The following is a 13,863-nucleotide window of genomic DNA, read 5'->3' as shown; positions in this document are numbered from 1 at the left end:
GCGTCAAAATACATTAAAAGGTGAATTATGGCTGGTCATAGTAAATGGGCGAATATTCGTCACCGTAAAGCAGCGCAAGATGCGAAGCGCGGCAAAATCTTTACTAAATTAATCCGTGAAATCGTTGTTGCGGCAAAAGAGGGGGGCGGTGAGCCAGAAAATAACCCACGTTTGCGAGCCGCAATTGATAAAGCACTGTCTAACAACATGACACGTGACACTGTCAATCGCGCTGTCAGCCGAGGTGCTGGTGGTGAAGGCGACGACAACATGGAAACCGTGATCTATGAAGGTTATGGTCCAGGTGGTACGGCGGTCATGGTCGAATGTATGACGGATAACCGAAATCGTACGGTATCTGGCGTACGCCATGCATTCTCAAAGTCAGGCGGTAATCTGGGGACGGATGGTAGCGTCAACTATCTTTTCGACAAGAAAGGCGTGATTTCATATGGCCCAGGTTTAGATGAGGATGCGGTAATGGAAGTAGCATTAGAAAGTGGTGCTGATGACATTGAAACGGCAGAAGATGGCTCGATTGATGTCTACACGGCCCCAGGCGATTTTGGACTCGTAAAAGATGCTCTTGATGCCGCAGGGTTTGAGGCAGAGAACGCTGAGGTGTCTCTGATCCCATCTACGAAAGCAGATTTGGACGCGGACACTGCGCCAAAACTACTTCGTTTGATTGACGCTTTGGAAGATCTGGACGACGTTCAAGAGGTTTATCACAATGGTGATATCTCTGACGACGTTGCTGCTACGCTAGATTAAACTCAAGGTGTCGGGAGCGGTATTTGCTCCGAAGTTAGCAAGTAATAATAAAAAGACTGAGGCCGAATTAGGCCTCATTTTTAGGAACATTCATGTCAATTATTTTGGGCATTGACCCAGGTTCGCGCATTACCGGCTATGGGGTCATTCGTCAAAATGGACGCCACTTGCAATACCTTGGTAGTGGCTGCATTCGTACTTCAGAAAAAGAACTTCCGGGTCGGCTTAAACAGATTTATGCAGGCGTCACGGAAATCATTACCCAGTTTCAACCGGACGTTTTCGCGATCGAGCAAGTGTTTATGGCCAAAAACGCGGATTCAGCGCTAAAACTTGGCCAAGCTCGTGGCAGTGCAATTGTTGCTGCGGTGAATGCGGAGTTGCCGGTATTTGAATACGCAGCTCGTCTTATTAAGCAAGCTGTCGTCGGCACTGGTGGCGCGGACAAAGCGCAAGTTCAGCATATGGTTCAGCAGATGCTTAAATTGCCCGCCAAGCCTCAAGCGGATGCAGCCGATGCTTTAGGTGTGGCGATTTGTCATGCCAATACTAACAAGACTCTCGTTGCGTTAGCGGGCAAAGCAACCAGTGCCAGAAAAGGGCGCTACCGTTAAAATTAACTGGATGTCTATCCAGTTCTTTATTATCCTGTCGCAAATTCATTTCCAAAGAGTATTTATAGTGATTGGACGTCTTCGTGGCATACTGATTGAAAAGCAACCACCTGAAGTATTAATTGAAGTTAATGGCATTGGCTATGAAGTCCAGATGCCAATGAGCTGTTTTTACGAACTGCCAAATGTTGGCGAAGAAGCCATTATTTATACTCACTTTGTTGTCCGTGAAGATGCGCAATTGCTATACGGTTTCAACACGGTAAAAGAACGAGCACTTTTCCGTGAAGTGATCAAAGCCAATGGCGTTGGTCCTAAACTCGGTCTTGGTATTCTCTCTGGTATGACAGCAACGCAATTTGTTACTTGTGTGGAACATGAAGACGTTTCTACGCTGGTTAAGCTTCCAGGCGTTGGCAAGAAAACCGCAGAGAGATTGGTTGTTGAAATGAAAGACCGCTTGAAAGGGTGGGGCGCTGGCGATCTATTTACACCATTTACGGATGCTGCTCCTGCGGATTCTAGTGCGACATCCAACAACGCGGAAGAAGAAGCAATCAGTGCGCTTCTAGCTCTAGGTTACAAGCCGACTCAAGCGTCGAAAGTGGTATCTCAGATCGCTAAACCGGACATGAGCAGTGAGCAAATGATCCGTGAAGCTCTAAAATCAATGGTGTAACGCTGGTTGCACAGTGAACATTTGTTCAAGATAACTCATTCTCTAAGGTTAATGCCAATCGCTTAACGATGTTTTTTGTGTCATTCCAGCGAGCCTGGCGAGACTGGGAATCTAATAGCAGCACGCTGAGCGGTTAATGAAACAATTTGACCATAAATCGCTCGGATAGAAGATCCTGTATCACGCTCCTTCGTCGCTGTACAGGATGACGAGATATAGAAATATGCCACTTGCTGTTAAACGAGCGGCATTATTCTCTCAGGTAACCATTTTTCAAGGTAAAAAGATGATTGAAGCCGATCGTTTAATCGCGCCAGAAAACCCTGCCTTTCGTGATGAAGATGTCATTGATCGTGCTATTCGGCCAAAAAAATTAGCGGATTACCAAGGTCAGGACCATGTCCGTGACCAAATGGAGATCTTCATTAAAGCTGCTCAGTTACGTAGCGAAGCACTTGATCACCTTTTGATTTTTGGTCCCCCAGGTTTGGGTAAAACCACACTTGCGAACATCGTTGCCAATGAAATGGAAGTGAACATTCGCACTACTTCAGGCCCTGTACTTGAGAAAGCAGGCGATTTGGCCGCGCTGTTAACCAACCTCGAAGAAAACGATGTGTTGTTCATCGATGAGATTCACCGCTTGAGCCCGATGGTTGAAGAGGTGCTGTATCCGGCGATGGAAGATTATCAACTGGATATTATGATCGGTGAAGGTCCGGCCGCTCGTTCTATTAAGATCGATTTACCACCATTTACGTTAATTGGTGCGACGACCCGAGCGGGCTCTTTAACGTCACCATTGCGCGACCGCTTTGGTATTACTCAGCGCCTTGAGTTTTATAAGATAAAAGACCTCCAAGATATCGTGCAGCGAAGCGCGGATTGTTTAGGTTTATCAATGGAACCTGAAGGTGCATTGGAAGTGGCAAGACGTGCGCGTGGCACACCACGTATTGCTAACCGTTTGCTACGTCGTGTTCGTGATTATGCGGAAGTAAAAGGCAATGGTCACATTTGTGCCGATGTTGCCGATAAGGCGTTGAATATGCTTGATGTGGACGCCGAAGGCTTCGATTACATGGACCGTAAGCTACTACTCGCGATTATGGAAAAATTTGGTGGTGGTCCGGTCGGGCTCGACAACATGGCAGCGGCGATAGGTGAAGAAAAGGACACTATTGAAGACGTTCTTGAACCTTATCTTATTCAGCAAGGTTATTTACAACGCACTCCGCGTGGAAGAATCGCGACAGATCGTGCGTATTTGCATTTCGGAATTGAAAAATAAGATTCCCTCGCTGGGCCGTTGTTGCCCAGCGCTTCATTAAAGTTGACCAAACTCACATTTTTTGAATTTTTTCTCATACTGGTTTAGTAAGTAAAAAGCATTGATTGTTAACTCGATGTTTGCTTGCAACTGGTTAATTTCTCTCCTGATTACTCTCTCTTAACATCCGTATCCAATACTGGTTGATCTAGATCAATGTGATGGATTTTTGTGCAAATTCCGCGCATAAGCATTGATGTATATCAAAGCGCGTTACGGCTATAAACCTTTTGAAACAATCTGTTTTTACAAGTAATATTAGCCCCAGCTATATTAGCTGATGCTTAACAATTAACTAACCAATGAAGCACATTTTTGCAACAATGAGTTGTGATAATTCAACATTTTTCAAGTGTAAATAACACCTGAATATGGATTGCAATATGTAGAGAGTGTCATTCAGCCGACACATAGGAGTTACCATGATTGACGTAGTTGATCTATCGCGGTTGCAGTTTGCACTGACAGCGATGTATCACTTCCTATTCGTACCATTGACCCTTGGTATGGCCTTCCTTCTGGCCATTATGGAATCGATGTACGTAATGACGAACAAGCAAATCTATAAGGACATGACCAAGTTCTGGGGTAAGCTATTCGGTATTAACTTTGCACTTGGTGTGGCGACAGGCCTTACCATGGAGTTCCAGTTTGGTACGAACTGGTCTTACTACTCCCACTATGTAGGTGATATCTTCGGTGCACCGCTAGCGATCGAAGCACTTGTCGCATTCTTCCTGGAGTCAACTTTTGTTGGTCTATTCTTCTTCGGGTGGGATCGTCTATCTAAACGCCAACACTTAGCGGTTACCTGGCTTGTGGCACTAGGCTCTAACTTCTCTGCTCTTTGGATTCTTATCGCAAACGGCTGGATGCAAAACCCAGTAGGCGCAGATTTCAACTTCGAAACCATGCGAATGGAAATGGTGAGCTTCTCTGAGGTTGTACTAAACCCAGTTGCTCAGGTTAAGTTCGTGCATACGGTTGCTTCTGGTTACACTTGTGGCGCAATGTTTATTCTAGGCATCAGTTCATACTACCTATTAAAAGGTCGTGACATTGCGTTTGCTCGTCGTTCGTTTGCTATTGCTGCTTCTTTCGGTATTGCAGCTATCTTATCTACCATCGTTCTTGGTGACGAATCTGGCTACGAGCTTGGTGAAGTTCAAAAAGTGAAACTCGCTGCAATTGAAGCAGAGTGGCACACTGAACCTGCACCTGCCGCATTTACGTTATTTGGTGTTCCTAACCAGGAAACGATGCATACCGATTACGCAATTAAGATCCCTTACGTAATGGGTATTATCGCGACACGCTCTTTTGATGAGCAAGTAACAGGTCTTCGTGATTTACGTGATGAACACGTCGATCGTATTCGTGACGGCATGTACGCTTATGAACTTCTAGAGAAGCTTCGTGCGGGCGACAAGTCAGAAGAAAACATGACTGCGTTTGATGAAGTGAAAGGTGACCTAGGTTACGGTCTACTTCTAAAGCGCTACACAGACAATGTTGTTGATGCAACAGAAGAGCAAATCCAAGCTGCTGCGGACGACTCAATCCCAACAGTATGGCCGCTATTCTGGTCATTCCGTATCATGGTTGCTTGTGGCTTCATCATGTTGTTTGTCTTTGGTGCGGCGTTTATCCAAACGTGTCGTCAGAAGATTGAACAGAAACAATGGATTCTAAAAGCTGCACTATTTAGCATTCCACTACCTTGGATTGCAATTGAAGCGGGTTGGTTCGTCGCTGAGTACGGCCGTCAGCCTTGGGCTGTAGGTGAAATTCTACCAGTGCATGTTGCAGCTTCTGCGCTAACTGCAGGTGAAATCTGGACTTCACTCTTCGCAATTCTGGCGCTATACACGGTATTCCTGATTGCAGAAGTTTACCTAATGTTGAAATTCGCTCGTAAAGGCCCAAGTAGCCTGAAAACGGGTCGCTACCACTTCGAGCAAAATGCTGACTCTGTTGAAGACAAAGTTAGTCGCCAAGTAGAAGCGTAAGGTAAGGAGATAACAAGATGTTTGATTACGAAATCTTGCGACTCATCTGGTGGGTACTAATCGGTGTTCTACTAGTTGGTTTTGCAGTAACAGACGGCTTCGATATGGGTGTAGGCGCGCTTGTACCTATTATCGGTAAAAACGACACGCAACGCCGTGTCATGATTAACTCAATTGCTCCTCACTGGGATGGTAACCAAGTTTGGCTTATCACTGCTGGTGGTGCACTGTTCGCAGCTTGGCCTTTGGTTTACGCAACGTCATTTTCAGGCTTTTACTTAGCGATGATTTTGACACTAGCAGCGCTATGGCTTCGTCCTCTGGGCCTAGACTACCGCTCTAAAATCGAAGATCCAAAATGGCGCAATACCTGGGATATCTGTATCTCAATCAGTGGTTTTGTTCCGCCAATCATCTTTGGTGTGGCGTTTGGTAACCTTCTACAAGGTGTACCGTTCCAATTGAGTGAGTTCTTGATGCCAACATACCATGGCTCATTCTTTGGTCTACTAAACCCATTTGCACTGTTGTGTGGTCTAGTAAGCTTGTTCATGATTTTGATGCAAGGTTCTACTTGGCTACAAATGAAAACAACAGGCGAAGTGCATGTGCGTGCGCGCAACGTTGCTCAGTTGGCTGGTTTACTGACGGTTGCTGCGTTTGTAGCGGCTGGTTTCTGGATCCAAAATATCGATGGCTACGTCATTGTTGGCGGTATCGACACTAACGCTGCTTCTAACCCTCTAAACAAAGAGGTTATCCGTGAAGCTGGTGCGTGGATGAAGAACTTTGAAAACTACCCACTACTATGGGCTGCTCCTGTATTAGGTGTTGCAATGCCGCTTCTCGCTGTATTGGCATCTCGTCTTGAAAAATGTGCGATTTCGTTCATTACTTCAAGCTTGGGTGTTGCTGGTGTTATCTTTACTGCAGGTTTTGCGATGTTCCCATTCATCATGCCTTCAGACTTAATGCCAAGCCACAGCTTAACAATGTGGGATGCAACGTCATCTGAGCTGACTCTGAACCTAATGACAGGCGTTGCGTTTGTTATGGTGCCAATCATCCTTGGTTACACATCTTGGACTTACTACAAGATGTTTGGTCGCCTTGATGACCAGTACATTGAAGACAACAAAAACTCACTTTACTAAGGAGCATTTACTATGTGGTATTTCGCATGGATTCTAGGTGTACTACTTGCTTGTGCATTCGGTATCATCAACGCTCTTTGGCTAGAGCACTCAGAAATGATGGATAAAGACAGTGAGTAACCTCGCTGATAAGGTAGCGAAACTTCACGCACCAATGGATAAGACTCTGCTACGAGTCTTATCTCTCATCCTTGGCTTTATGCACATAGGATTGGTGATGTGGGACCCTGAAGCTTACCATCAAGCAATTGGTGGTTTTAACTCAATCATCGCACCAGCACTGATTTGGTCTGTATGTTCAAGCATGGTGTATGGGGTGGGCTTCAAGCCAAGAAACTGGTACTGGCAAGTTTTGTTTAGTCCTTATTTCTCGTTAGCTATCTTAATTTATCTAACGGCACTTTATTTCATTTAGGCTGAAATATGCTGTAATAAAGTCGGTTACTAAATCATCGAATAAAAGCTAGGTATCTCGCCTAGCTTTTATTTTTTCTACAAATTTCAAAAATATTTCCTTAGCTCGGTACCAATTGCTGTCGCTTCAGTTATAGTAATTACTTTAAAGAATTGAATATATTGGTACTCCCTTGCAAGGCACATCAAATCTCTTTCACTGGCCGATCACCGTGTACTATGAAGACACTGATGCGGGCGGTGTTGTATATCATTCTAATTATCTAAAATTCTTTGAGCGCGCACGGACAGAGATGTTACGTGCTAAAGGCATTTCTCAACATGTGTTACTGGAACAAAATATCGGCTTTGTTGTCCGACACATGGATATCGATTTCAACCAAGGGGCTAGGCTGGACGAGCATCTGACAGTCGTAACCCGAGTGTCAGAAATAAAACGTGCTTCTCTGCAATTCTGTCAAGAGTTGGTCAATGATCAAGGCAAGATATTGTGCAAGGCCTCGGTTAAGGTAGCATGTATCGATAATAAGAAAATGAAACCAATAGCTATTCCAACCTTTATAAATTCGGAGCTAACAAATAGTGACTGCTGATATTTCCATTTTAGATCTCTTTCTTCAGGCCAGTCTGTTGGTAAAGCTTGTGATGCTGACGTTGCTTGGCATGTCAATTGTGTCATGGGCAATGATCATCAAGCGCAGCAAAGTGCTTTCTCAAGCATCAAAAAATGCAGAGCAGTTTGAAGACAAATTTTGGTCGGGTACTGATCTTTCTCAGCTTTACCAAAAAGTAAAAGCGCGTAAAGACGAAATTGAAGGCACAGAAGAAATCTTCTACGCAGGTTTTACAGAGTTTGCTCGCCTACGTAAGAGCAACGCAAATTCACCAGCTTACATCATGGAAGGCACTGGCCGCGCAATGCGCGTTGCTGTTTCTCGTGAAGTAGATGAGCTAGAAACAAGCTTACCGTTTTTGGCAACAGTCGGTTCTATAAGCCCTTATATCGGCCTATTTGGTACCGTTTGGGGCATCATGCACGCCTTTATTGCGCTGGGTGAAGTAAAGCAAGCTACGTTGTCTATGGTTGCACCGGGTATCGCCGAGGCACTTATCGCGACAGCGATGGGGCTATTTGCGGCTATTCCGGCAGTAATGGCGTACAACCGCCTAAGCAATAAAGTGAGTAAACTAGAGCACACTTACGCAACATTTTCTGAAGAATTCCACAGCATCCTTCATCGTCAAGCGATGGCTGGCCGAGACAGCGCGGATAAGGAATAAAGCATGGCGGGTTATCAACCTAAAAAGCGAAAAATGACAGCGGAGATCAACGTTGTTCCGTATATCGACGTAATGCTCGTACTGTTGATCATTTTTATGGCGACCGCTCCATTTGTGACTCAAGGCGTCGACGTTGATCTTCCGAAAACATCGACCGCAGAATCTATGCAAGACCTTGCTGGCGAGACTGACAGTAGCTTTATTATCATCGAAATTGATAGCGAGGGTAATTTAGGCCTAAGCGTAAATGATGAAGAAGTTCAGCGAGGTTTGTCGTTGCAAGATGTTATTGTGCGAGTGAAAGCGGAGCGAGAGGTTAAGCCGGATTCACCAGTTGCGGTAGGTGGCGACGCGGCAACACCATATGCCGATGTTGTTCTATTGCTAGATGAACTAAGTCGAGCTGGTATCCCTAAGGTAGGTCTAATGACCGATATCAGGGAATAGACATCAATTATCTATGAAAGATCACAAGAAGAAACCCAACCAATACGCCAAACCGATAGCAATATCGGTTGGTTTGCATGCAATTCTAGTTGCAGCCCTGCTTTGGGGGACGGACTTCAACATGTCTAAACCAGAGCCTACAGGGCAAATGGTTCAAGCTGTTGTCATCGATCCAAAACTTGTGCAGCAACAAGCGAAAGAAATTCGCCAGCAACGCGAAAAGGCAGCGAAAAAAGAACAAGAGCGTCTTGATAAACTGAGACGCGAAGCAGAGCAGCTAGAAAAAAACCGCAAAGCTGAAGAAGAGCAAATTCGCAAGTTGAAAGAGCAGCAAGCGAAAGATGCTCAAGCGGCACGAGAAGCAGAAGCTGCACGTAAGAAAAAAGAGCAAGAGCGCAAGCAGGAAGAAGAACGTGTTCGCAAAGAAAAAGAGCGAGCTGCTAAGCTAGAAAAAGAGCGCAAGGCAAAAGAAGAAGCCGTGCGTAAAGCTGAGCAGGAGCGTTTAGCAAAAGAAGCGGCTATAGCAAAAGCTGAGCAAGAACGTTTAGCTCGTGAAAAAGCAGCAAAAGAAGCGGAAGAAAAAGCACGTCGTGAGCGTGAAGCTGCTGAAAAAGCTGAACAAGAGCGCATTGCAAAAGAGAAAGCGGCAAAAGAGGCAGCGGAGCGAGAGCGTAAAGCGAGAGAAGCAGCTGAGCGTGCCGAGCGTGAGCGTAAAGCTCAAGAAGCCGCGTTAGATGATATTTTTGCGGGTCTCGAGGATGAGGTCAGTAAAAACAGTGCTGCGCGCAATCAATTTATTGACGACGAACTTTCTCGTATGTCATCCATCTATACTCAAAATATTCAGCAAAAGCTGATTAAGGATGACTACTTGCTGGGAAAGGAGTGTAGGGTAAACATCAAATTGATTCCGACAGGAACTGATATGATGGTCTCTGGTGTTACCGTTTTGAGTGGTGATACTCGAGTATGTGCTGCGGCGAAGCGAGCAATAGCTCAGGTAGGGACGTTCCCTAAATCTTCAGAATCAGCGGTCAATGAAAGACTAAAAGACATCAACATAACTGTTGCTTTGGACTAAAAGGAATAAGACGTGATTAGACGCCTTTTACTAGGAATGTTTGTACTGTTTAGCAGTATGACAAATGTGGCGAATGCCGCATTAGAGTTGGTCATTACCGATGGTATTGATTCAGCACGACCAATTGCTGTTGTTCCGTTTAAGTGGGAGGGCACACAAGCGCTTCCAACGGATGTTTCTGCTGTTATCGCCTCGGATTTACAACGTAGTGGTAAATTTAGCCCAGTTCCAACGAGCAAAATGCCACAAACACCGTTCAGTGAATCAGAAGTTAATTTTGATGCTTGGACCAATTTAGGCGTGGATGCGCTATTGACTGGTTCAATCAAGCAAAACGACCAAGGTGACTACGTTATCAACTATCAACTTGTTGATATTGTGCGTGGTCAGTTAACGGGTGGGAAGAGTAAGGCGCTTGGTAGTGACGGTGAATTGGTTCTGTCAAAAGATCATGTGCTGTTCAATAAAGTAGCCACTGTTCAAGGGCCTCGTATGCGTGAGTACGCTCACCGTATCTCTGATTTGGTGTATGAGCAGTTGACTGGCGACCGTGGCGCTTTCATGACTCGTATCGCATATGTGGTAGTGAACGATAAAGACCGTTTCCCTTACCAACTTCGAGTCGCTGATTACGATGGCTACAATGAGCGTCTGGTTTTACGCTCTAAGCAACCATTAATGTCACCAGCGTGGTCACCAGATGGTAAAAAGCTTGCGTATGTTAGCTTCCAAAATGGCCAAGCAGAAATCTTCATAATGAACATCTACACCGGTGAACGTGAGAAAATTACTTCATACCCACGTCACAATGGTGCACCAAGATTTTCGCCTGATGGCAATAAGTTAGCGATTGTTCTTTCTAAAACAGGCTCGCTTCATGTTTATACGTTTGACCTTAACACTCGTAAACTGACGCAAATTACGCGTGGCAGATCAAATAATACGGAACCGTTCTGGCATCCGGATGGAAAATCGTTGATTTTCACATCGGATAGGGGTGGTAAACCACAGATTTATCAAGTAAATTTGGGCAGCGGTTCTATTGACCGTTTGACTTGGCAAGGCAGCCAAAATTTGGGTGGTCAGATTACTCCTGATGGGCGATTCCTAGTTATGGTGAACCGCAGCAACGCAGGATTTAATTTGGCGAAACAAGATTTGGAAACTGGTGCTCTTCAAGTCTTAACTAAGACCTTGCTTGATGAGTCTCCTAGTATTGCCCCAAACGGTGGCATGGTTGTGTATAGCTCGATTTACAACAAGAAAAACGTACTATCGATGGTGTCAATTGATGGTCGATTCAAAGCTAGATTACCGGCAACAAATGGGCGTGTTCGAGCGCCTGCATGGTCACCGTTTTTGTAGTAATAAGTTTGATTAATAAAGGAAAATAAGATGCAACTGAACAAGGTTCTAAAAGGGCTACTAATCGCGCTTCCTGTAATGGCTGTTACAGCGTGTAGTTCAAGCGACGACGCTGCTTCTAACACTGGTGCAGCAACAAACAACAATGGCGCAGTGGAAACAACAGTAGCTACGCCAATTGATCAAAGCGGTCAGTTGACAGAGCAAGAGCTAAAAGAGCAAGCGCTACGTGAAACTCAAACAATCTACTTTGCTTTTGACAACTCAACAATTGCAGCAGATTACGAAGAGATGCTAGCGGCTCACGCTTCTTACCTAAGCAAGAACCCAGCACTTAACGTAACTATCGAAGGTCACGCTGATGAGCGCGGTACACCTGAGTACAACATTGCTCTAGGTGAGCGTCGTGCACAAGCAGTAGCGAACTACCTACAAGCACTAGGTGTTCAAGCTGACCAAATCTCAATCGTTAGCTACGGTGAAGAGAAGCCACTTCTTCTAGGTCAATCAGATGAAGTTTACGCTAAGAACCGTCGCGCGGTTCTAGTATACTAATTCGAGGTAATCCTCATGTTCAGTAACACTAAGCGCGCTGTTGCGCTTACGTTACTGGCAAGTGCAGCGAACTTTGCGTTCGCTGCACCAGCTCCAGTATCCGATCTCAACAGCACATCATCCGTCTCTAAGAGCCGTTCATCTGAAACGGAAGTAGAACGTCTAGAACGTTTGCTACAAAATCGCAATCGCGTTCAGCTCCAAATGCAACAGCAAATTGACCAAATGTCACAAGAGATCAGTGAATTGCGTGGTCAATTAGAGCGAAATAGCTACGAAATGAAACAAATGTTGCAACGTCAACGTGAGTTGTTTGTCGAGCTGGATCGTGTTCGTGGAGAGATAAAATCCACACCTGCACAAGAAGCACAACCTGTGAAAACAGGTGGCCAGTACACTCCAAATGTTGATGAGCAAACGGCATACCAAAATGCAGTCGACCTCATCCTCAAGAAACGTGACTACACTGGCGCAATTGCAGCGTTCCAGCAGTTCCAGAAAGATTATCCTGATTCTACATATTCAGCGAATTCTCACTACTGGCTAGGTCAGTTGTACTTCGCTAAAAAGCAGGATGAGGATGCAGTGAAAAGTTTTGCCGCTGTTGTGTCTTATAAAGACTCCAATAAGCGAGCCGATGCGTTGCTTAAGTTAGGCGAAATCGCTGAGCGTAATAACAATGCAGCTCAAGCGAAAAAGTACTACCAACAAGTGGTTGATGAATACCCAGGTAGTGCATCTGCAAAACTTGCCAGCTCTAAGCTGTAAGACGTTATGTTTTGAAAAGGAAGCTTCGGCTTCCTTTTTCTTTTCCATTTTCTGTTGGTGCAGAACGGCTAAGTCGATAGCAATGATGCAGAGCCTCTGACCTTATGTTGCACCGAATTTCGCTACTCGGAAATGCTACCTGTAACAAAGATATACGGCTAGACCGCTAGAAATCCCCGCGACAAGTTGGTTTTTGAAAATTAACGAGGTTACAATACTCGGATTAAAGGAAGTTGCGTAGAGCAAGAGCAATGAGCCATATATTAGATAAAATCGACACTGTTTACCCATTCCCACCGAAACCAGTTCCATTAAGCGAAGAAGAAAAAGCATCTTACATTGAGCGTATTAAAAAGTTACTCAAAGAAAAAGATGCGGTATTTATCGCGCACTACTATACCGACCCTGAGATTCAAGCCCTAGCTGAAGACACTGGCGGGTTTGTTGGTGACTCGTTGGAAATGGCGAAGTTTGGTAATCGTCACCCTGCAAGTACATTGATTATTGGTGGTGTTCGCTTTATGGGCGAGTCGGCCAAAATTCTGACACCAGAAAAGCGCATTCTAATGCCAACGTTGGAAGCGGAATGTTCGCTTGACCTTGGCTGTCCTGCGGATAAGTTCAGCGAGTTTTGTGATGCTCACCCTGATCATACGGTTGTAGTTTACGCAAATACTTCAGCAGCGGTTAAAGCCCGTGCCGACTGGGTCGTTACATCGAGCATTGCGCTTGAAATCGTGGAACACTTAGACGCTGAAGATAAGCCAATTATTTGGGGACCAGACCGTCACCTAGGATCGTACATCGCTAACAAAACTGGCGCAGATATGCTGCTTTGGCAGGGTGAGTGTGTGGTTCATGATGAGTTCTCTGCTGATGCGCTACGAAAAATGAAGAGCGTGTATCCAGATGCGGCTATTTTGGTTCACCCTGAGTCACCAGCAAGCGTCGTAGAACTTGCCGATGCCGTTGGATCAACGAGTCAGCTGATCAAAGCAGCGAAAGAGCTTCCTCACAAACAAATGATCGTTGCGACAGACAAAGGCATTTTCTTTAAAATGCAGCAACTTGTGCCAGAGAAAGAACTTATCGAAGCGCCAACCGCAGGTGCAGGCGCAACATGTCGCAGCTGTGCACACTGTCCTTGGATGGCAATGAACGGTTTGAAAGCAATTGAGAAAGCGCTTAGTGAAGGTGGTGAAGAGCACGAGATTTTTGTTAACGAAGAACTGCGTGTTAAATCCCTTATCCCGCTTAACCGCATGCTAGATTTTGCTGAGCAGCTAAATATGCAAGTGAAAGGTAATGCTTAAAAAGTAGGCGTAACTGAAAATAAATCTCAAAAACCAGCCGAATATGGCTGGTTTTTTTGTGTCTTACTATCAATGAGTT

Annotated in this window: 16 protein-coding genes; all 16 read left to right on the top strand. The window is 45.1% G+C overall.

What is annotated here, in order from left to right; all coding sequences use genetic code 11:
* The first annotated feature begins 27 nt into the window (after nt 1-27).
* The 16 genes from R7127_RS10765 to nadA all read left to right on the top strand — a co-directional run bounded on the left by R7127_RS10765 (nt 28) and on the right by nadA (nt 13,784).
* Nucleotides 28-774 (top strand): YebC/PmpR family DNA-binding transcriptional regulator, encoded by a 747-nt coding sequence (locus tag R7127_RS10765; RefSeq protein WP_005378402.1) that lies wholly within the window; start codon nt 28-30, stop codon nt 772-774.
* Between the two features lie 92 nt (nt 775-866).
* Nucleotides 867-1,388 (top strand): crossover junction endodeoxyribonuclease RuvC, encoded by a 522-nt coding sequence (gene ruvC / locus R7127_RS10760; RefSeq protein ID WP_005387909.1) that lies wholly within the window; start codon nt 867-869, stop codon nt 1,386-1,388.
* Nucleotides 1,389-1,455: 67 nt separating this feature from the next.
* Nucleotides 1,456-2,067: a Holliday junction branch migration protein RuvA gene (ruvA, locus tag R7127_RS10755; protein WP_017820041.1), complete on the top strand. Its 612-nt coding sequence runs from the start codon at nt 1,456-1,458 to the stop codon at nt 2,065-2,067.
* A gap of 286 nt (nt 2,068-2,353) precedes the next feature.
* Nucleotides 2,354-3,358 carry a Holliday junction branch migration DNA helicase RuvB gene (gene ruvB, locus R7127_RS10750; RefSeq protein ID WP_005378312.1) on the top strand — a complete coding sequence of 335 codons (1,005 nt, stop codon included), beginning with the start codon at nt 2,354-2,356 and terminating at the stop codon, nt 3,356-3,358.
* A 461-nt stretch (nt 3,359-3,819) separates the two neighbouring features.
* Nucleotides 3,820-5,406 carry a cytochrome ubiquinol oxidase subunit I gene (gene cydA, locus R7127_RS10745; RefSeq protein ID WP_005378311.1) on the top strand — a complete coding sequence of 529 codons (1,587 nt, stop codon included), beginning with the start codon at nt 3,820-3,822 and terminating at the stop codon, nt 5,404-5,406.
* A gap of 17 nt (nt 5,407-5,423) precedes the next feature.
* Nucleotides 5,424-6,560, top strand: coding sequence for a cytochrome d ubiquinol oxidase subunit II (gene cydB, locus R7127_RS10740; protein WP_006742909.1), 1,137 nt, complete (start codon nt 5,424-5,426; stop codon nt 6,558-6,560).
* A gap of 12 nt (nt 6,561-6,572) precedes the next feature.
* A complete protein-coding gene (gene cydX, locus R7127_RS10735; protein WP_000270284.1) occupies nt 6,573-6,680 on the top strand; it encodes a cytochrome bd-I oxidase subunit CydX in 108 nt (35 codons plus the stop codon).
* Complete coding sequence (ybgE, locus tag R7127_RS10730; RefSeq protein ID WP_033905055.1) at nt 6,673-6,975, top strand: cyd operon protein YbgE; 303 nt, start codon at nt 6,673-6,675, stop codon at nt 6,973-6,975. The genes cydX and ybgE overlap by 8 nt, the downstream gene beginning before the upstream one ends.
* A gap of 172 nt (nt 6,976-7,147) precedes the next feature.
* Nucleotides 7,148-7,567, top strand: coding sequence for a tol-pal system-associated acyl-CoA thioesterase (gene ybgC, locus R7127_RS10725; protein ID WP_017820044.1), 420 nt, complete (start codon nt 7,148-7,150; stop codon nt 7,565-7,567).
* Nucleotides 7,557-8,255: a protein TolQ gene (gene tolQ, locus R7127_RS10720; RefSeq protein ID WP_005378301.1), complete on the top strand. Its 699-nt coding sequence runs from the start codon at nt 7,557-7,559 to the stop codon at nt 8,253-8,255. The genes ybgC and tolQ overlap by 11 nt, the downstream gene beginning before the upstream one ends.
* Before the next feature lie 3 nt (nt 8,256-8,258).
* Nucleotides 8,259-8,702 (top strand): ExbD/TolR family protein, encoded by a 444-nt coding sequence (locus tag R7127_RS10715; RefSeq protein ID WP_005378298.1) that lies wholly within the window; start codon nt 8,259-8,261, stop codon nt 8,700-8,702.
* Between the two features lie 13 nt (nt 8,703-8,715).
* Complete coding sequence (gene tolA, locus R7127_RS10710; protein ID WP_017820045.1) at nt 8,716-9,783, top strand: cell envelope integrity protein TolA; 1,068 nt, start codon at nt 8,716-8,718, stop codon at nt 9,781-9,783.
* 12 nt (nt 9,784-9,795) lie between these two features.
* Nucleotides 9,796-11,148 carry a Tol-Pal system beta propeller repeat protein TolB gene (gene tolB, locus R7127_RS10705; protein WP_005387925.1) on the top strand — a complete coding sequence of 451 codons (1,353 nt, stop codon included), beginning with the start codon at nt 9,796-9,798 and terminating at the stop codon, nt 11,146-11,148.
* Nucleotides 11,149-11,178: 30 nt separating this feature from the next.
* Nucleotides 11,179-11,703 carry a peptidoglycan-associated lipoprotein Pal gene (pal, locus tag R7127_RS10700; RefSeq protein WP_005378293.1) on the top strand — a complete coding sequence of 175 codons (525 nt, stop codon included), beginning with the start codon at nt 11,179-11,181 and terminating at the stop codon, nt 11,701-11,703.
* 15 nt (nt 11,704-11,718) lie between these two features.
* Nucleotides 11,719-12,471, top strand: a complete 753-nt coding sequence (gene ybgF, locus R7127_RS10695; protein WP_005378285.1) for a tol-pal system protein YbgF — start codon at nt 11,719-11,721, stop codon at nt 12,469-12,471.
* A gap of 251 nt (nt 12,472-12,722) precedes the next feature.
* On the top strand, nt 12,723-13,784 hold the full coding sequence (nadA, locus tag R7127_RS10690; protein ID WP_318141826.1) for a quinolinate synthase NadA: 1,062 nt from the start codon (nt 12,723-12,725) through the stop codon (nt 13,782-13,784).
* Nucleotides 13,785-13,863: the final 79 nt, after the last annotated feature.

Source organism: Vibrio sp. 1159 (genome assembly GCF_033340395.1).
GTDB classification, from domain to species: Bacteria; Pseudomonadota; Gammaproteobacteria; order Enterobacterales; family Vibrionaceae; genus Vibrio; species Vibrio alginolyticus.
Note: the sequence above shows the minus strand (reverse complement) of the source record. Positions and strands in the feature narration are given on the sequence as shown.